The following is a 19,335-nucleotide window of genomic DNA, read 5'->3' as shown; positions in this document are numbered from 1 at the left end:
CGCACTGAATGGCCACTTCGCTGCTGACCCGCGTCAAGGCACGGGTCGATCTGCACACCTCGAACCGAGCGCGGGGGCTCATCCAGGGTCGCGGCCGCTCGATGTTCAAGGGCAGCGGCGAGGACTTCGACGACCTGAAGTACTACCAGCCCGGGGACAAGATCTCCGACATCGACTGGAAGGCGACGGCGCGCTCCGGCGAGCCGCTGATCCGCCAGTTCAACGAGGAGCGGGTGCGGCACCTGTCGATCGTCGCCGACACCTCCTCGGCGATGGCGGCGACCGCGGCCGACGGCACCTCCAAGCGCGATGCGATGATCCTCGCCGCGGGGATGGTCTGCTTCCTCGCCCAGAAGAGCGGTGACATGGTGGGCCTGGTGGCAGGCGGCGAGGGCCGCCCGATCCAGCTGCCCTCACGCTCGAGCGACGGGCACCTCGAGCTGCTCCTGCGCAGCGTGCAGCAGGCCACCACCACCGCGGCGCCGGTGACCGACACCTCCTGGTTGCTCGAGCGGGCCTTCCGGGTCACCTCCCGCTCCACGCTGATGACGATCATCACCGACGAGGCGCACCCCAGCGTCGAGGACTTCACGCTGCTGCGCCGGCTCACCACCCGGCACGACGTCATGGTGATCCGCATCGCCGACGCGGATCCGCTGCAGCGCACCGAGCTGGACCACGACGTCGTCGATGTGGACCGTCCGCGGGAGATCGCCTCGCTGGCCCGGTCCTCCAAGCGGGTCGCGCAGGACGTCGAGGCGTACCGCCGGGCGCGGCGGGACGGCATCACCGAGATGCTCGACCGCCTGCACGTCACCCATATGGTCACCGAGGGGGAGACCACCGTGGTCGACGACATGATCGCGATGCTGCGCTCGAGGGAGTACCGCCATGCCCGTTCCTGAGCTGAGCGGCCCGGCGCTGACGGTGCTCGGTGGCACCGCGCTCCTCGCGGAGCCCGCGCCGCCGGAGATCATCGCCCCGCCCCAGTACTCCGTGGCGTGGGTGATCCTCGCCGTGCTGTGCCTGCTGGTCATCACCGTGCTGATCCTGGGCACCCTGAAGATCACCCGCGCGATCGAGAAGCACATCGCCTATCGGGATCGCCCCTCCGACGTGGACACCGTCAAGGCGGAATTCCTGCGCGCGGTGAACGACATCGCCGACCGTCACGAGTCCGGCGATCTCGGGGCCCGCGAGGGACACCACGAGCTCACCGGGGTCATGCGTCGCTTCGTGCGCCGGACCACGGGGCAGGATGTGACCAGCCAGGACACGTCGACGCTCCGTGCGGACCCGCGGACCCGCGATGTCGGGGAGCTGATCGCCGCGCTCTACGAGCCGGACTTCGCGCAGACCACCGATGCCGAGCTGCAGGACTCCGTGCGCCGCTCGCGGGAGGTGATCCGGCGATGGTCATGACCTTCTGGTGGGTCACCGCGCTGCTGCTGCTCGCCGCGCTCGCCGTCTGGGGCATCACGTTCTGGAACCGGCGGGCGATGCGGAAGTCTCCGGTCCTGGTCGCGAACTCGCAGTACCTCGATCGCCTCCCGAGCTTCGTGCGCGCCCAGCGGACCGCGAAGGTGCTGCGAGTGCTGCAGGTCGGCATCGCCGTCGTCGGCGTCGTCGCCGCCTCGGTCCTCTCAGGACGGATCGCGACGGAGCGCATCGAGACCCCCGATTTCGCCTCCCGCGACATCGTGCTCTGCCTGGACGTCTCGGGGTCGATGTACGAGTACGACACCGAGATCCTGTCGACCTTCGCCGAGATGGTCGACACCTTCGAGGGCGAGCGCGTCGCGCTGACGATCTTCAACTCGACCAGCCGCACGGTGTTCCCGCTGACCAACGACTACGACCTCATCAAGCGCGAGCTCGAGAAGGGCTCCGAGGCGATCGACTTCGACGAGTTCGGATATCGCCTCGGCAACCGCGACTACTCCGACGACAAGGTCCGCGAGTACGTCGACTTCGTCGAAGGCACCAGGGGGATCCCCGATCAGGCCTCCGTCGTCCCCGACGGTCTCGCCTCGTGCGGCCAGGTCTTCGACCAGGCCGAGGAGGACCGGTCCCGGTCGATCATCTTCGCGACCGACAACGAGGTCAACGGCGAACCGATCTTCACCCTGCAGGAGGCCACCGAGGCCGTCGCCGCCCGGGATATCGACCTCTACACGTTCTATCCCGGGGCGTTCGACTGCGGCCCGGAGTGCTTCGACGAGCTGAAGACCGCCACCGAGGACCAGGACGGTGCCCTGTTCGAATCCTCCGATCCCGACGCGATCCCCTCGATCATCCAGTCGATCCAGAAGTCGCAGGCGCAGGCGATGGGTGCTGAGCCGACGGTCGTGCGCACCGACCATCCGACCTTCGGGTTCGTCCTGACGTTCCTCTCGCTGATCGGCATCCTGGTGCTGGGTTGGAGAGCACGATGATCCGCTTCGAGCCCCTCATGCCCCTGTGGGCGAGCATCCCGCTGTTCGCGGCGATGCTGACCGTCGCCGTCGTGCTGCTGATCCGTCGGCCCCGCCAGCGCGTGGCGTGGCTGCGCCGGGTGCTGATGATCGTGCTCCTGCTGGTGGTCGCGCTGCGTCCGGTCACCCCGCTGGACGCCCAGCAGACCGAACGGATGAACGCGAACGTGTTCTTCGTGGTGGACCGCACGGGATCCATGAACGCCGAGGACTACGCCGGTGACCAGCCCCGGCTGGACGGCGTCAAGGCCGACATGGCCCGCGTCATGGAGATGACCGAGGGCTCCCGCTACTCGATCATCGCCTTCGACTCGACGGCGACCCGGCAGCTGCCGCTGACCACCGATGCCGGCGCCGCACGGTCCTGGATCGACACCGTGACCACGGAGCCCACCGCGTACTCGAAGGGCTCGAACACGGACCGCCCGCTGCAGTCGCTGACCAGTGCGCTCTCCGATGCGCAGCGGGACGACCCGGACTCACAGATCCTCGTCTACTTCCTCTCCGACGGGGAGAACACCGATGAGGAGGAATCCGAATCCTTCAGCCAGACCGCCGGGTTCATCGACGGCGGCGCCGTGCTCGGATACGGCACCGCCGAGGGCGGCCCCATGAAGGCGGAGGGCGGCGCCACGGACGGCGAGTACATCACCGGGCCCGACGGGGCGCAGGGGCTCTCGAAGATCGACGAGGAGCAGCTGCAGACCATCGCGGGGCAGATGGGCGTGCCCTACCTGCATCGTGAGGATCCCGAAGCGCCGATCGAGGGGACCATGGACGATGTGACCCTGAAGCCGGTCCCGATCGAGTCCGGGCGCGACGTGGCATCCTTCGAGGACTGGTACTGGATCGCCTCGATACCGCTCGCGCTGCTCCTGATCTGGGAGCTGGGCGAGATGACCTACCGGCTCCCGCGCAAGCTCGATCGCTACGACATCTCAGGAGCGCAGAGATGAATGCCCCCTCGGCAGAGAAGACCACGGCAGGGACGTCCACGACGACGGCCCCGTCTCCCGCGCTCACGCAGGACACCAGCGGGAGCCCGAAGGACTTCGGGCTGAACGTGCGGCGACTGCGCCGGGTCCGGATCATCGTGTTCGCGATCCTCGCCCTGCCCATCCTGGCGCTCGCCCTGCTGGCCGTGAAGTTCCTGTCGATGCCGATCACGCAGGCGACGCACCAGTCCGCCTATGAGGCACAGGACTACCCGACCGCGATAGAACGGCTGGCCCCTGTCGAGTTCACGAACTGGTTCGAGCCGTACCTGCCGCATCTGTCCAAGGGCACCGATCTCCTCCAGCAGGGCAAGGACGCGGAGGCCGAGGCGGAGCTGCGCGTCGCCATGACCGAGTGGACCGATCACAGCGATCTCAACTCCCCGGCCCATGCGCAGTGCAAGATCGCCAACAACCTCGCCCTCTCCATCGAGCGCCAGGCTGACCAGATCAAGGATCCGCAGGAGCGCGCCGACCGGATGTACGAGGCCGAGGAGATCCTCGCCCCCTGCGCATCCGGCGGCGGAGGGGACGGCGAGGGCGGCCAGGGCCGCCAGGGCGGAGGCACCGGCGACGAGGAATCCGGGACCACCAAGGACAACGGCGAGCGGGTGAAGGAGAAGCGTCGTGAGGCCGACGAGGAGGCCGGCAACGACCCTGACGCCCGTGGGGAGCCCGGTACCGGCTCGCCTCGCGACCCGGGCGAGCCGACCAAGGAGGACCCCGAGGGTGATGGTCCCGACGAGGAGGCACCCTCCGAGGGCGACAGCGAGCAGAAGAGCAAGGAGGACAAGCTGAAGGAGCGCAACAAGGAGTCCCAGGGCGGCGAGGGGGAGACCGATCCCGGCGGGTCCGAGCAGGATCCGAACAAGCCATGGTGAGCGGTGGCGGTCGGCGCGCCTATCTCGATCATGCCGCGACCTCCGTGCTGCGACCGGCTGCACGGCAGGCATTCGCCGACGCCTCGCTCGTGCCGGGCAATCCGTCCTCCGTGCACGCCACGGGGCGTCGGGCCCGAGCTGTCCTGGACGATGCCCTGGAGCACATCGCCGAGCTGCTGACGGTGCCGCGCAGCTGGCTGATCATGACGTCCGGCGGGACCGAGGCGGACAACCTCGCGATCCGTGCGGTGGCGGCCGGTGCGGTCGCCACGAACCCTGCCCGCACCGCGGTGGCGGTCGCGGCGACCGATCATCCGGCGGTGGTCGCGACCGCGCGCTCGCTCCGGTCGCTGACCCCGTCGATCGACGCGCGCCTGCTCCCGGTGGACGGCCAGGGCATCCTGCAGGCGGACCGGGTGGCCGACGCCCTCGCCGACGGCGCGGTGAGCGTGATGAGCACGGCGCTCGTGAACAACGAGACCGGCGCCCTCCAGGACCTGGCGGCTCTCGGCGCGATCGCCAGGGCCCACGGCACGCTCGTCCACACAGACGCCGTGCAGGGCGTGGGGCATGTGACGCAGCCGTCCTGGGACGACGTCGACCTGCTGTCGCTGTCCGGGCACAAGATCGGCGCACCGGTGGGAGTCGGGGCGCTGGTGGCGAAGCCCGACGTGCCGTTCGGCGTCAGCAGCACCGGCGGGGGCCAGCAGCGGGGTGTGCGCTCCGGAACGCTCGACCTGGCCCTGGCGGCGTCGTTCGCCGCTGCGCTCCAGGAGACGGTGCGCGACCGCGAGCAGGAGTCGCGGCGAGTCCGTGCGCTCGCCCGATCCCTGCGCGACGGGATCCGGCAGATCGACCCGAGCGCACGGCTGACCCTCTCCGAGGACTCGCCCCAGTCCGGGCACATCGTGCACGTGGTGTTCCCGGGCGCGCACTCGGACTCGCTGCTGTTCCTGCTGGACGAACGGGGAGTGGATTCCTCGGCGGGCTCGGCCTGCTCTGCGGGGGTCACCCAGGCCAGCCCCGTGCTCGCAGCGATGGGGTTCTCCGAGGAGGACGCTCGGGGCGCGCTGCGCCTGTCGCTCGGCTGGACCAGCACCGAGCACGACGTCGAGGTGTTCCTGCAGGCCCTTCCGGAGTCGCTGCACCGCGCACGGGCGGTCGGCGCCCTGTTCGGCTGATCGGCTTCCCACGCCTGCGGCGGGGCGCATCTCACGTTCCAGGCACGTGTCGCGAACTGGCCGCATCCGTAGACTCGATGGGTCGGATCCAGGACCATCTCGCGGCTCTCCAGCCGCCCGGATCACGATGGTCCGCCTGATGGTGGACGACGGTGAGAAAGGGGCGCGGTGATGAAGGTGCTGGCAGCGATGAGCGGCGGCGTCGACTCGGCGGTGGCCGCAGCCCGCGCGGCGGAGGCGGGCCATGAGGTCGTCGGCGTCCACATGGCGCTGTCCAAGAACCGGGATCAGCGGCGCACGGGCTCACGGGGCTGCTGCACCGTCGAGGATGCCTCGGATGCCCGTCGAGCGGCGGACCGCATCGGGATCCCGTACTACGTCTGGGACCTCTCGGACGACTTCCATGATCTGGTCGTCGAGGACTTCCTGAGCGAGTACGCCGCAGGCCGCACCCCCAATCCCTGTGTGCGCTGCAATGAGCGCATCAAGTTCGCCTCGCTCATGGAGCGCGCCACCCTGCTCGGGTTCGACGCCGTCTGCACCGGGCACTACGCCTCGATCCGCACCGACGGACCGGCCGGCACCCCGTCCCTGCATCGTTCTCGGAACATGGCCAAGGACCAGTCCTACGTCCTCGCCGTGATGGGGCCGGAGGCCGTGGGTCGTTCCCTCTTCCCGCTCGGTGACTACGAGACCAAGGACGAGGTCCGTGAGGAGGCCCGGAAGCGGGGCCTCGGCGTCTCGACCAAGCCCGACAGCTACGACATCTGCTTCGTCGCCGACGGGGACACTCGGGGCTTCCTCGAGCGCAACCTCGGGGCGGACCCCGGCGAGATCCTCGATGACAGCGGCACCGTGATCGGCACGCACCGCGGCACCCACGGCTTCACGATCGGCCAGCGCAAGGGGCTGGGGATCCAGCAGCCGACGGCCGACGGGGCACCGCGCTACGTCGTCGACATCGACCCCTCCTCCCGCCAGGTGGTCGTCGGCGCGGCAGAGCTGCTCTCCACCCGCGAGCTGGTCGCCACCGACGTGGTCTCCTTCGAGCCGCTGAGCGAGGGCCGCGAGGTGCGCGCCCAGATCCGTGCGCACGGCGAGGCCACCCCTGCTCGGATCCTCGAGGACCCGACCCACACCGCGAGCCTGCGAGTAGGCCTCGACACCCCGATCCGCGGCGTCGCGCCCGGTCAGACCCTCGTCCTGTACGACGGTGACCGCGTGATCGCCGCTGCGACCCTGGAGCGACGCGCATGACACCTCTGGTGACCCTGACGGGGGACGGCACGTTCCGTGCTCCCACCCCCCTGGAGGCTGCCCGACTGGGGCTTCCCGACGATCCGCACCTGGCAGCGCTGATGCGGCTGCGGTCGCTGCTCGGGGACGACCTCGAGGAGCAGATCGCCACCCGGCTCTACCTGCCCGCGGCGCTCGGCACCGATGAGACGGATCACCTGCTGCCGGCCACGCTCGCCCTGCTCGCCGAGACCACCGGCGATCTGGTCAGCTACGGGTGGCGGCTGGGCCCGGGCATGGGCCGGGCGTGGCAGCACGCCCGTGAGCTGCGCTCCCGGCTGCTCGACGCGGCCCGCGTCGCCCTGCTCGGCTACGAGGGCCCGTTGATGACGACCGCGCTGGGCCCGGTGTCCCTGGCCGGTGCGACATTCCTCAACTCGGGGGAGCGCACCCTCTCCGACCGCGGAGCGGTGCGGGACCTCCCGCTGCTGCTGGCCGAGGGTCTCATCGACCATCTCGCGGAGCTGCGGGAGCGTGTCCCCGGGGCACGTCCCCACCTGCTGCTGCGCGAGGACGCCGTCGCCGGCGTGCACGCCGGTCGCATCTCCACGCCGTCGGGTCGGCGCAACTACCCGGCGGTTCCGGCACCCGAGATCGGGATGCTCTGGCGCAGCCTGGTCGTCGCCCTGGAGAGCGGCGGCCTCGAGCCGGGGATGATCACTCTCGGGGTCGGGGCGAATCGAGAGCTCCTGCGCGCCGCTCAGGACGCGGGGGTGCGCCGGATGACGCTCGGCCCGCGCCGTATGCCGACCCTGGAGACCCCGGACGGTCGTGCGCTGTGGGAGGGCGTCGCCGAAGCCCGTGACGCCGGCTGCAGCTTCGAGATCGTCGTGGATCCGCGGCCGGGCGGGAAGCTCGACCCCGAGCTCGAGAAGCTCTTGGGGATCTGGAACCGACTGGGCTACGCCGACGCCGAGGCCGCCGGCTGCACCCTGCTCGCGAACACCGGCGTCTCCCATGAGGTCCACACCGGCCGCATCGATCCGTCGACCCAGCCCGAGCTCTCCACGCTGCTGGACGAGGGAGCGATCGAGAGTCTCCTGCGGGTGGCTCCCACCTGGGCCGAGAGGGTCTCGAGCTGATCCGGGAGCTGTGCCGCGCGCCGTGAGCCGCAGAGGCGTGACCGCACGGGCTTCCCGGTGAGGTGTGGGGCGCCCGGCTGGGCGATGTCGGGCCGGTGCGTCACAATGTCCAGGTGAGCCAGGACGAGCAGGACCCCCAGAACCCACAGGACACCCCGAGCACTGCAGCCGCTGAACGGCCCGAGAGCGATGCCGTGCAGCCGCAGCAGCGCATCGCGGAGCTGACGGCGCAGATCGAGAAGGCCATCGAGGACTACTACGTCCACGACGCCCCGACCCTGGCGGACGCCGAATACGACGCGCTCGAGCAGGAGCTGAAGGAGCTCGAGGAGCAGAATCCGCAGCTGGCCAGCCCGGACTCCCCGACCCAGACCGTCCACGGCGCCGTCGCCACCGGACTGGCGGAGATCGTCCATGCCGAACGCATGCTCAGCCTCGACAACGTCTTCTCGACCCAGGAGCTGCGCGACTGGTGCGCGCACGCCGCGGCCGAGCTCGGCCAGGAGGTCCACTGGCTCACCGAGCTGAAGATCGACGGCCTGGCGATCAATCTCCGCTATGAGAACGGGGAGCTGGTCACCGCCGCGACGCGCGGCGACGGTCGCACCGGTGAGGACGTCACCGTGAACGCCCTGCAGATCGAGGGCATCCCGCAGACCCTGGCGGGGAGCGGCCATCCTGCCCTGGTCGAGGTGCGCGGCGAAGTGTTCATGCCGACCCGGGACTTCGAGCGCCTCAACGAGCTCCAGGTCGAGCTGCGCGAACGCGCGGTCGCCGAGAACCTCTCCCGGTGGGAGTCCCGGCAGGCGTCGGGCCGACGCGCCTTCGACGAGGAGAAGGAGCAGCTCGCCGCGATCCGCCGCTTCCCGACCTTCGCGAATCCCCGCAACACCGCGGCGGGTGGCCTGCGCCAGCAGCTCGAGAAGAAGACAGGGCTCGAACGGGAGGCCGGCGAGGCACGGCTGACGTCCCTTCGCCTGACCGTGCACGGCCTCGGAGCGTGGCCGGACCCGCCCGTCGGCTCCCAGAGCGAGGTGTATGAACTGCTGGCGTCGTGGGGGCTGCCCACGAGCCGCTATATGGAGGTCCTCGGATCGACCGACGACATCGTGACGTACGTCGAGCGCTATGGCGAGCGCCGCCACGACCTCGAGCACGAGATCGACGGCATCGTCATCAAGGTGGACTCCTTCGCGCAGCAGCGCGCCCTCGGCGCCACCTCGCGCGCCCCGCGCTGGGCGACCGCCTTCAAGTTCCCGCCCGAGGAGGTCACCACGAAGCTCGTGGACATCCAGGTGCAGGTGGGACGCACGGGGCGGGTGACTCCCTTCGGCGTGATGGAGCCGGTGAAGGTCGCCGGTTCCACGGTCGAGAAGGCCACGCTCCACAACCAGTTCGACGTGGAGCGCAAGGGGGTGCTGATCGGCGACACCATCGTGCTGCGCAAGGCCGGTGACGTGATCCCGGAGATCCTCGGCCCGGTGGAATCGCTGCGCGACGGCAGCGAGCGCCCCTTCGTGATGCCCACGCAGTGCCCGGCCTGCGGCACCACCATCCGCCCCGAGAAGGAGGGGGACAAGGACTGGCGCTGCCCGAACCAGAAGGACTGCCCCGCGCAGGTCACCGGCCGCGTCGAGCATGCGGCCTCCCGCGGCGGCTTCGACATCGAATCGCTCGGCGAGGAGTCCGCGATCGCCCTCACCGATCCGGACAAGCGACGCAGCGAGGCGCTCGCCGCGCTGAGCTCCGGGCACAGCATCCACCTGCCGATCCGTGAGGCCTCGGAGGCGGAGCTCGAGAACTTCGTGGTGCTCAAGAACGGTGAGATCACCCAGGGCACCGACGGGGTCCCGCTGCTGCGCATCACCACGCCGGATGATCCGCTGCTCCCCGGCTTGCAGGAGCCCGTGGTCACCACGGGGAACGACCTGTTCGATCTCACGGCCGACGCGCTGCGCGACGTGGTCGTCTGGCAGCCCGAGCGCCGAGACGGCGAGCCGACGGGGGACTGGCGGATCCAGCCCGCGTTCTGGTCCCGTCCGCAGTTCAAGCACTACAAGCGCGACGGGGCGTGGAAGCAGCAGAAGGCACCCTCCGTGCTGAAGACCACCGAGACGCTCATCTCCGAGCTGGAGAAGGCGAAGGGCCAGCCGCTGTGGCGGGTGCTCGTGGCCCTGTCGATCCGGCACGTGGGGCCGACGGCCGCCCGGTCGCTGGCCACCGCCTACGGCTCCATGGACGCGATCCGGGAGGCGAGCATCGAGCAGCTCGCCGACACCGACGGGCTGGGTCCGATCATCGCCGAGGCCGTGATCGAGTGGTTCGAGGTGGACTGGCATCGCGAGCTCGTCGACGGCTGGGCTGCCTCCGGGGTGCGGATGGTCGATGACGTGGAGGACGGCTTCGTGAAGACCCTCGAGGGTCTGACCATCGTGGTCACCGGTGGGCTGGAGGGCTTCAGCCGGGACGGCGCGAAGGAGGCGATCATCTCCCGCGGGGGCAAGGCCTCGGGGTCGGTCTCGAAGAAGACGGACTTCGTCGTGGTCGGGGAGAACGCCGGCACCAAGGAGACCAAGGCCCGCGACCTCGGGCTGCGGATTCTCGACGAGGCCGGGTTCGTCGCGCTGCTCGAGGGCGGAGCCGATGCGGTCACCGAACCTGATGCTGATGCTGATGCTGATGCTGATGCTGGTGCTGGTGCTGGTGCTGGTGCTGGTGCTGGTGCTGGTGCTGATGCTGATGCTGATGCTGATGCTGATGCTGATGCTGCGGCGGGCGAGGCTGGCGACGCCTGACGGCAGAGATCGTCGGACCCTTCGACATCTCTCAGCAGCCGTGCGAGCGTGGTGCGCGCCACAACGCACCCGACAGGAAGGCTGCTCGACCATGAGCATCCGGAATCCCGAACCGTCCATGACCTCCGAGGAGTCCGGCGAGGGGGTGTCCCGCCGTGGCGTCGACCGACGTGCTGTGCTGCGTGGGGCAGGCCTCCTCGGGGCCCTCACCGCGTCCGGCGGAGCACTGGCCGCTCCAGCCCTGGCCGAACCTGCCCAGGCCGCAGCCCCGAGCACGCTCGATCCGACGGACTTCACCCTCACGGCCGACTACAGCGAGTACACGACGAGGGTCGAGGCGCTGCTGGAGCAGGCCGGGTCGGCGAGCGTCAGCGAGGTTATGGACCACGCCAACCATGACCGCACCGAGGCGCGGGTCCTGGATGACCAGGTGCACGGTTTCCGCTTCGCCTCGAGCGACGAGAACGATCCAGATGTCGCCCCGCAGGGGATCACCACCAGCCGTGACGCAGTCGGTACGGCGGGCAACGGCCGGTACGACGGGCGACAGGTCATCGCCGTGAGCTTCTACAACAAATCGCCCAAGAGCAGCCGCATCAACCTCATCGACTGGGATGCGAACCACCCGAACTCCTATCGGCGGATCCTGCTGGTCGAACCCACCGGCACCGCGGCGGAGCCGAGCTTCGAGGACGTGGAGATCCACGTCGGCGGGATCGCCTGGTACGGCGATCTGCTCTACGTGGCGGACACCGGCTCGGGCATGAGGGTGTTCGACATGAGCCGGATCGTCACCACCGACACCGGCGGGACCAAGGACCAGATCGGCAGGGAGGGGGACACCTTCTACGCCCACAACTATGCCTACGTGCTGCCGCAGGTCGGGAGGATCGACTCGGAGGTCGCAGGAGGCACGGAGAAGCTGCTGTGGTCCACGATCTCACTGGACCGCGTGAGCCGATCGATCGTCATGACCGAGTACCGCTGTGTGGACTGCGACGGGGACTTCCCCGAAGGGACCACACGAGCGGTCCGCTTCCCCTTCGCGGAGGGGAAGCACACGTTCGCCGCAACGACCACGGCGACCGAGGCGCTCGACGTCCCGCTGCACTATCTCAACGGCGTGGCCTCCCACAACGGGCGCTGGTGGTTCAACGACTCCCACAACAAGACGCTGCACCACTGGTCCGGTTCAGGGGCGATGACCTCGAAGCCGTGGGTCTCCTGGGGCGAGTCCCTGAGCTACTGGGAGGACGCCGACGGACCGGACCTGCTGTGGTGCCTCAAGGAGGAGAAGGGCAACCGTCCGGTGTTCGCGGTGAAACAGGGCGATTACAGCTGAAGGGCCTCCTCGTCAGGCCCGCCGGCTTCTCAGCTGACCAGGGCGAGTGCCAGCGGCAGCACAGGCCCGGACCCTGACCGGCGCAGCAGGCGCCCCGCGATGGTCATCGTCCATCGGGTGTCGATCTCATCGTCGACCAGCAGGATCGGGGCGCCGTCGAGCGCGGCGATCTGCTCGGCGAGCTCCGGGGGGATGGTGAAGCGGTCCCACAGGGCTGCGACCCGGAAGGCACTGTTCCGGGCACCGCGCTGCGGGGCCGCGCCGGGGGAGAGACCGAGCTGACCGAGGTCCTGCATCTTTCCGATCCGGGCGATGCCGGCGCCCAGATCCCGCACGAGACCGGGCCGGGTCGTGGAGGGCACGGCGAGCACCGCGGCGGGGCGCTGCTGCCAGTCCCAGTCGGTGAGGACCTCGACGACACGGTTCGCGATCGCCGGGGTGAGGGCCGCATCCACGCGCTGGCCCTGCTCATCGACGGTGAGCAGGTTCCGCAGCGGTACCGCCCAGCCCAGGTCCGACATGCGGGCGAGGGCCCGGCCCTCCTCCAGGCGTTCCCCGGGCGGGATGTTGCCGCGCACCGGGCCCCCGGACTCCGAGGTGACGCCCACGCGGTCCAGTCCCTGCGGCCACTGCTTGCGCGGATCGACCGGGACTCCGACCCTGTCCAGCAGACGGGAGACGGCCTCCCGGGAGGTGTCGTCGCCGGTGGGGGCGTGGTCTGCGGCAGCACGGCCCGAGGCATCGGAGCCGCCTGTCGCCGCGGCGTCCTCGCCGGGCCCGGAGCGCGAGGACGGGGCCGATCCCGGCACCGGGTACCAGGGGTCGGTGCACACGTCGCAGCGTCCGCAGGGGGTCGCCGTCCCATCGTCGAGCTGACGGGCGAGGAACATCATCCGGCACTGCTGCGGATCACCGGGCTGCAGACGCTCGTACTCGAGCATCGCCTGCTGCTCCTCGCGACGCGCCCGCGCGACGTTCTCGTAGCGCGGGGCGTCATAGGCCCACGACGCCCCGGTGGAGACCCAGCCGCCGCGCACGGAGTCCACCGCGCCCTCGACGGCGAGCACCTTGAGCAGCAGCTCGAGGGCGCTGCGCTTGACGTCCACACGCGCCTCGAGCGCGGCAGTGGACAGGGGAGAGTCGGACGCACCGAGCTCGGCGAGCACAGCATCCGCATCAGCCTGGGCCGGCATGGAGGCGGTCGCGAAGTACTCCCAGATGGCCCGGTCCTCGCGACCGGGCAGGAGCAGCACGTCGGCGGTATCGGTGGCGCGCCCCGCACGGCCCACCTGCTGGTAGTAGGCCACCGGGGAGCTGGGCGCTCCCAGATGCACGACGAATCCCAGATCCGGCTTGTCGAAGCCCATCCCCAGCGCACTGGTCGCGGCGAGGGCCTTGACCTCGTTGTCCTTGAGGGCCTGCTCGAGCTCGGCACGCTCCTCGGAGTCGGTGCGACCGGTATAGGCGACCACCTTGCGGCCGGGGCGGTTCAGGAGATCGGCGAGGTCCTCCGCCGCGGAGACCGTGAGGGTGTAGATGATCCCCGAGCCCGGCAGATCGTCGAGATACCGGGCGAGATATTCCAGGCGGGCCCGGTCATCGGGCAGGGCCAGGCAGCCCAGTCGCAGCGAGTCACGGGTCAGTGCGCCGCGCAGGGTCAGCACCGGGGCGGCGCCCTCGGCCTGCACGCCCAGTTGCTCGGCGACATCGTCGACCACACGGGAGTTGGCCGTCGCGGTCGTGGCCAGCACCGGGACCTCGTCCCCGAGCTCGGCGATGAGGTCCCGCAGCCGGCGGTAGTCGGGCCGGAAGTCATGACCCCAGTCGGAGATGCAGTGCGCCTCGTCGATGACCAGGAGCCCGCAGCGCTCGATCAGCCGTGGCATCTGCTCGGCGCGGAAGCGCGGGTTGACCAGCCGCTCGGGGGAGACGAGGAGCACGTCGAGGTCATCGGCATCCAGGGCGCTCTCGATGTCGGACCACTGGGTGGGGTTCGCGGAGCTGATGGCCTCGGCCCGCACGCCGGCACGGCGGGCGGCCGCCACCTGGTCGCGCATCAGGGCGATGAGCGGGGAGATGATCAGTGCGGGGCCGGAGCCCCGTCGCCGCTGGAGCAGGGCCGCGAGGAAGTACACCGCGGACTTCCCCCAGCCGGTGCGCTGGACCACCAGGACCCGTCGGCGCTCCTCGACGAGTGCCGCGATCGCCTCGAACTGGCCGTCGTGGAAATCGGCGTCGGCCCGACCGGTCAGCGCGTGCAGCGCTTCCTGGGCCTCGGCGCGCAGAGCGGAACGGTCGGTGGCGAGGGCGGGGGAGGTCGACGGGGAGGAGGAGTCCATGCCCCCAGTGTGGCAACTGCGGCCGACCTTCGGGGACCGGTCGCCGGGCTGTGGACGGGCGGCAGTGGGGAGGACCGGTCTTCGCCACCACCTGCGCACTGGAGCAGGCGACCGGAGCAACCGACCGGAACCGCCTGACAGCAGCCGCCTGACAGCAACTGCCTGACCGGGAGCCGGGAGCGTTCGGTCAGGAGGCGGAGGCGTCCCCGTCGTCCGCGCCCTCCTGCGCCAGGCGCCGCAGCCGCGCCGAGGTGGACTCGTCATCATGCAGCGGGTCCTCCTTCGTGGCCAGGGCGCGCCGCATCTTCTCCTCGAGCTCCTGCGCCTCGCGGAGCACCGGATCATCAGAGCGTGCGTCGTCGTCCTCGGGATCGTGGGCGTGATAGTCGATGTTCGGGTCGACCGACATGGCGGCACCTTCCTTCGGGGATCATCCCTGGGTGACTCGTGCTCAGGGACCTCGTCTGGTGGGCGGAAGTCTATCGGGACGGTCGCTACGATCGACCGGGTGAGCCCATCCCGACGCAGCACCCCATCCCGTTCCCCGTCCCGCTCCTCGACAGGTTCCGCAGCGCGATCTTCCGGGGCGGGAGCCTCCCGCCCCCTGAGCGGCTATCGCCTCGTCGAGGCGCTGATCGCCGGCTGGAGGCCCGTGCAGCGACTCGATGTGGACGGCTTCGCCCTGCTGCGCTCCCGGGGCGTCACCCGCCGCGCCAACAGCGCGGTCGCGGTGGATGCCCCGTCGACGCACGACGCCCTTCTCGCGGCGGTCGAACGGATCGAGGGGCTCGTCGCGATGACGGGGGAGAGCGCGAGCTTCCGCATCCTCGACGTCCACGGCCCCGACCAGCTCGATGACCTCCTCGCCGCACGCGGATACGACAGCACCGGGCACAGCCAGCTCCTCGAGCTGCCGCTGGCAGGTCCGCTCTCCGCCGTCCCGCACTCCTCGGCCGAGATCCGTACCGGGGAGCTGGACGAGGACTGGTTCGACGCCGCCTGGTCCCTCGCCCCGCGCGAGGGGGACGACGCCCGCGCGACGATGCACGATATCCTCGCCGGCACCCCCTCGGTGCAGGTCGTCCTGCGGTCCGACGGCAGCGGCGGCGACAGCGCCGGCGACAGCAACGACGACGGGCTCGCTGCCGGGACGCCGATCGCCGTCGGCCGCGCCGCGCTCGTGGAGGCGGGGAAGGGGACCGCTGCGGTGCTGAACATGATCGCGGTGCACCCCCGGCGCCGCCGCGAGGGACTGGGCCGGGCCGTGTCCCAGACCCTGCTGGCGATCGCCGCCGTCCAGGGTGCGAGCCTCGCACTGCTCGAGGTCGAGAAGGACAACGGCGCGGCGTCGGCCCTGTATCGGGGTCTCGGTTTCACCTCCCGCGGTGCGTATCACTACCGGGTGGGCGCCCCGCCCGCGGACCGCGCCTAGAATGACCCACATGCCTTCGATCGGACGAGATGACGTCGCACGCCTCGCCGACCTCGCACGGATCCAGCTCACCGATGAGGAGATCGACCGCTTCGCCGGCGAGTTCGACTCCATCATGGACGCTGTCGCCTCCGTGTCCGAGGTCGCCACCGAGGATGTACCCGCGACGTCCCACCCCATTGCCATGACGAACGTCTTCCGCGAGGACGTCGTCGAGACCACCCTGACCCAGGAGCAGGCGCTCGCCGGCGCTCCTGAGGCGCAGGACGGCCGTTTCGCCGTCCCGCAGATCCTGGGAGAGGAGTGAATCGATGACCGACGCCACTCAGCACGACATCATCCGGACCAGCGCCGCCGCTCAGGCCGCCGCGCTGGCCGCCGGTGAGATCTCCTCCGAGGAGCTCACCCGCGCTCACCTCGACCGCATCACCGCTGTCGACGGTGACCTGAACGCCTTCCTCCACGTCAACACCGAGGAGGCGCTCGCCGCCGCCCGCGAGGTCGACACCCGTCGCGCCGCCGGCGAGGAGCTGCACGGCCTCGCCGGTGTGCCCATCGCCGTCAAGGACGTCGTGGTCACGCAGGGGCAGCCCACCACCGCGGGCTCCAAGATCCTCGAGGGCTGGATCCCGCCCTACGACGCCACCCTGGTCAGCGCGCTGCGCACGGCAGGCCTGCCGATCCTCGGCAAGACCAATATGGACGAGTTCGCGATGGGCTCCTCGACGGAGACCAGCGCCTACGGACCCACCCGCAACCCGTGGGACCGCGACCGGATCCCCGGCGGCTCCGGCGGTGGCTCCGCCGCGGCCGTGGGCGCCTACGAGGCACCGCTCGCGATCGGCACCGACACCGGCGGCTCGATCCGTCAGCCCGGCGCCGTCACCGGCACCGTGGGCGTGAAGCCCACCTACGGCTCGGTGTCCCGCTACGGGCTGATCGCCATGGCCAGCTCGCTGGACCAGGCCGGTCCCGTGACCCGCACCGTCGAGGACTCGGCGCTGCTGCACGAACTCATCGCCGGCCACGACCCCCATGACTCGACCTCCCTCACGGACCCCGTCGGCGCCTTCGCCGCGGCCGCCCGCAGCAAGGACGTCAAGGGTCTGCGCGTGGGCGTCATCGAGGAGCTCGAGGGCGAGGGCTTCGCTCCCGAGGTGCAGGCCCGCTTCACCGAGTCGCTCGAGCAGCTCGAGCGCGCCGGCGCGGAGATCGTGCGCGTGAAGTGCCCGAACTTCCGCTATGCGCTGGGCGCCTACTACCTGATCATGCCCTCGGAAGCCTCCTCGAACCTCGCGAAGTTCGACGGCATGCGCTTCGGTCTGCGCGTGGTCCCCGAGGACCACCCGACCGCGGAGAACGTCATGAAGGCGACCCGCGGCGCCGGATTCGGCGACGAGGTCAAGCGCCGCATCCTGCTGGGCACCTACGCCCTGTCGGCCGGCTACTTCGACGCCTACTACGGCAGCGCCCAGAAGGTGCGCACGCTCGTGCAGCGCGACTTCGCCGCCGCCTTCGAGCAGGTCGACGTGCTCGCCTCGCCGACCTCGCCGACGGTCGCCTTCCGCCTCGGCGAGAAGGTCGACGATCCGATGGCGATGTACATGAACGACATCGCCACCATCCCCGCCAACCTCGCCGGCACCCCCGGGATCTCGATCCCGTCCGGCCTCGCCGAGGACGGCCTGCCCGCCGGCATCCAGTTCCTCGCCCCGGCCCGGGCCGACGAGCGCCTGTACCGCGTGGGCGGCGCCCTGGAGGCACTGCTCGAGGACTCCTGGGGCGGCCCTCTGCTGGCCAAGGCGCCCGAGCTCATGAACGGAGCGAAGTGATGACTGCATCCACCATCGACCTCGTCGACTACGACGAGGCCATCTCGCGCTTCGATCCCGTGCTCGGCATCGAGGTCCACGTCGAGCTGGGCACCGCCACCAAGATGTTCGACGGTGCGCCGAACATCTTCGCGGCCGAGCCGAACACGGCGATCACCCCCACCTCGCTGGGTCTGCCCGGCGCGCTGCCGGTCGTGAACCACAAGGCCGTCGAGTACGCGATCAAGATCGGCCTGGCGCTGAACTGCTCGATCGCCGAGACTTGCCGGTTCTCGCGCAAGCAGTACTTCTACCCGGACCTCACGAAGAACTTCCAGACCTCGCAGTACGACGAGCCGATCGCCTATGAGGGCTGGGTCGACGTCGAGCTCGAGGACGGCGAGATCATCCGCGTGGAGATCGAGCGCGCCCACATGGAGGAGGACGCCGGCAAGAACACCCACGTGGGCGGCTCCACCGGGCGCATCCACGGCGCGACCCACTCGCAGGTCGACTACAACCGCGCCGGCGTGCCGCTGGTCGAGATCGTTACCAAGCCGATCCCGAACACCAAGGGACGCGCCCCCGAGGTCGCCGCCGCGTATGTGCGCACCCTGCGCGACATCTTCCGGGCTCTGGAGATCTCCGAGGCGAAGATGGAGCGCGGCAACGTGCGCGCCGACATCAACGTGTCGCTGCGGGCGAACCCCGAGGCCGAGCTGGGCACCCGCACCGAGACGAAGAACGTGAACTCGTTCCGCTCGATCGAGCGCACGGTCCGCTACGAGATCTCCCGCCAGGCGGGTGTGCTCGACGCCGGTCAGAAGATCATCCAGGAGACCCGCCACTTCCACGAGGACACCGGCGGCACCTCCTCGGGTCGTCCGAAGTCCGACGCGGAGGACTACCGCTACTTCCCCGAGCCCGATCTGGTGCCGGTCGCCCCGAGCCGGGAGTGGGTCGAGGAGATCCGCGCCAGCCTGCCGGAGCTGCCTGCGGCCCGTCGGCGCCGTCTGCTCGGCGACTGGGGCTTCACCGACCTCGAGATGCGCGACGTCATCAACGCCGACGCCCTGGATCTGATCGAGTCGACCGTCGCCGCCGGAGCGAGCGCGCAGAGCGCCCGCAAGTGGTGGATGGGCGAGCTGGCCCGTGTCGCGCGGGAGCAGGAGTCCGAGCTGGGCGAGCTGGCCGTCACCCCGGTCCAGATCGCCGAGCTGCAGGGTCTGGTCGACGGGAAGAAGATCAACGACAAGATCGCCAAGCAGGTCCTCACCAAGGTCCTCGCCGGCGAGGGCGACCCGGCCGCGATCGTCGAGAAGGAGGGCCTCGCGGTCGTCTCCGACGACTCGGTGCTCACCGGCGCCGTCGATCAGGCCATCGCCGACAACCCCGACGTGGTCGCCAAGATCCAGGGCGGCAAGGTCCAGGCCATCGGCGCGCTCATCGGCCCGATCATGAAGGCCACCCGCGGTCAGGCCGACGCCGGCCGCGTGCGCGAGATCATCATGGAGAAGCTCGGCGTCAGCTGAGCCCGCGCGGGGAGCAGTCCTCGCCTCACAGCACGACATCGGTCGGATTCCGGTTCGGGGCATCGCCCCGGGCTCGGGATCCGACCGTCGTGCGTCCGGGGCCCGGTCGCCGGTGCGCGCACCGACAGCGGAGCTCACACCGGTCCTCACCCTGGTTTCCGCCCAGAGCCAGGTC

At 70.3% G+C, this 19,335-nt stretch carries 15 protein-coding genes; 13 read left to right on the top strand and 2 right to left on the bottom strand.

All coding sequences use genetic code 11. From position 1 onward, the window contains the following. Nucleotides 1–8: 8 nt before the first annotated feature. The 9 genes from ACT3UL_RS08135 (at nt 9) to ACT3UL_RS08095 (ending at nt 10,704) form a co-directional block, all read left to right on the top strand. Nucleotides 9–905 (top strand): DUF58 domain-containing protein, encoded by an 897-nt coding sequence (locus ACT3UL_RS08135; RefSeq protein ID WP_444577729.1) that lies wholly within the window; start codon nt 9–11, stop codon nt 903–905. After that, the gene (locus ACT3UL_RS08130; RefSeq protein WP_444577727.1) at nt 892–1,422 is read left to right on the top strand and encodes a hypothetical protein; all 531 of its coding nucleotides are present in this window, start codon (nt 892–894) and stop codon (nt 1,420–1,422) included. The genes ACT3UL_RS08135 and ACT3UL_RS08130 overlap by 14 nt, the downstream gene beginning before the upstream one ends. Next, entirely contained in the window at nt 1,413–2,435 is a 1,023-nt protein-coding gene (locus tag ACT3UL_RS08125) for a vWA domain-containing protein (protein WP_444577725.1), read from the top strand. The genes ACT3UL_RS08130 and ACT3UL_RS08125 overlap by 10 nt, the downstream gene beginning before the upstream one ends. Beyond that, the gene (locus tag ACT3UL_RS08120) at nt 2,432–3,430 is read left to right on the top strand and encodes a vWA domain-containing protein (protein ID WP_444577724.1); all 999 of its coding nucleotides are present in this window, start codon (nt 2,432–2,434) and stop codon (nt 3,428–3,430) included. The genes ACT3UL_RS08125 and ACT3UL_RS08120 overlap by 4 nt, the downstream gene beginning before the upstream one ends. Next, complete coding sequence (locus ACT3UL_RS08115; RefSeq protein ID WP_444577723.1) at nt 3,427–4,350, top strand: hypothetical protein; 924 nt, start codon at nt 3,427–3,429, stop codon at nt 4,348–4,350. The genes ACT3UL_RS08120 and ACT3UL_RS08115 overlap by 4 nt, the downstream gene beginning before the upstream one ends. Next, nucleotides 4,344–5,531 (top strand): cysteine desulfurase family protein, encoded by a 1,188-nt coding sequence (locus tag ACT3UL_RS08110; RefSeq protein ID WP_444577721.1) that lies wholly within the window; start codon nt 4,344–4,346, stop codon nt 5,529–5,531. The genes ACT3UL_RS08115 and ACT3UL_RS08110 overlap by 7 nt, the downstream gene beginning before the upstream one ends. Nucleotides 5,532–5,702: 171 nt before the next feature. Continuing rightward, on the top strand, nt 5,703–6,788 hold the full coding sequence (gene mnmA / locus ACT3UL_RS08105) for a tRNA 2-thiouridine(34) synthase MnmA (RefSeq protein ID WP_444577719.1): 1,086 nt from the start codon (nt 5,703–5,705) through the stop codon (nt 6,786–6,788). Further along, nucleotides 6,785–7,909 (top strand): hypothetical protein, encoded by a 1,125-nt coding sequence (locus tag ACT3UL_RS08100; protein WP_444577718.1) that lies wholly within the window; start codon nt 6,785–6,787, stop codon nt 7,907–7,909. The genes mnmA and ACT3UL_RS08100 overlap by 4 nt, the downstream gene beginning before the upstream one ends. A 113-nt stretch (nt 7,910–8,022) precedes the next feature. Next, a complete protein-coding gene (locus ACT3UL_RS08095) occupies nt 8,023–10,704 on the top strand; it encodes an NAD-dependent DNA ligase LigA (RefSeq protein ID WP_444577717.1) in 2,682 nt (893 codons plus the stop codon). A gap of 1,371 nt (nt 10,705–12,075) precedes the next feature. Here the strand turns inward: ACT3UL_RS08095 and ACT3UL_RS08090 are convergent. Together ACT3UL_RS08090 and ACT3UL_RS08085 are read right to left on the bottom strand one after the other, a co-directional pair. After that, nucleotides 12,076–14,385, bottom strand: a complete 2,310-nt coding sequence (locus tag ACT3UL_RS08090; protein ID WP_444577716.1) for a RecQ family ATP-dependent DNA helicase — start codon at nt 14,383–14,385, stop codon at nt 12,076–12,078. Nucleotides 14,386–14,572: 187 nt separating this feature from the next. Next, the gene (locus tag ACT3UL_RS08085; protein WP_444577714.1) at nt 14,573–14,794 is read right to left on the bottom strand and encodes a hypothetical protein; all 222 of its coding nucleotides are present in this window, start codon (nt 14,792–14,794) and stop codon (nt 14,573–14,575) included. 99 nt (nt 14,795–14,893) lie between these two features. Here ACT3UL_RS08085 and ACT3UL_RS08080 point away from each other — a divergent pair, with 99 nt between their 5' ends. The 4 genes from ACT3UL_RS08080 to gatB are packed head-to-tail and all read left to right on the top strand — an operon-like array spanning nt 14,894 to nt 19,160. Next, nucleotides 14,894–15,817, top strand: coding sequence for a GNAT family N-acetyltransferase (locus ACT3UL_RS08080; protein WP_444577712.1), 924 nt, complete (start codon nt 14,894–14,896; stop codon nt 15,815–15,817). A 10-nt stretch (nt 15,818–15,827) separates the two neighbouring features. Next, complete coding sequence (gatC, locus tag ACT3UL_RS08075; protein ID WP_193116046.1) at nt 15,828–16,124, top strand: Asp-tRNA(Asn)/Glu-tRNA(Gln) amidotransferase subunit GatC; 297 nt, start codon at nt 15,828–15,830, stop codon at nt 16,122–16,124. A 4-nt stretch (nt 16,125–16,128) separates the two neighbouring features. Next, a complete protein-coding gene (gene gatA, locus ACT3UL_RS08070) occupies nt 16,129–17,649 on the top strand; it encodes an Asp-tRNA(Asn)/Glu-tRNA(Gln) amidotransferase subunit GatA (RefSeq protein ID WP_444577710.1) in 1,521 nt (506 codons plus the stop codon). After that, nucleotides 17,649–19,160, top strand: a complete 1,512-nt coding sequence (gene gatB / locus ACT3UL_RS08065) for an Asp-tRNA(Asn)/Glu-tRNA(Gln) amidotransferase subunit GatB (protein WP_444577708.1) — start codon at nt 17,649–17,651, stop codon at nt 19,158–19,160. Before gatA ends, gatB begins: the two co-directional genes overlap by 1 nt. Nucleotides 19,161–19,335: the final 175 nt, after the last annotated feature.

Source organism: Brachybacterium sp. 107 (assembly GCF_052379725.1).
GTDB lineage: Bacteria > Actinomycetota > Actinomycetes > Actinomycetales > Dermabacteraceae > Brachybacterium.
The sequence above is the reverse complement of the archived record's forward strand: the minus strand, read 5'-3'. Positions and strand labels throughout refer to the sequence as shown.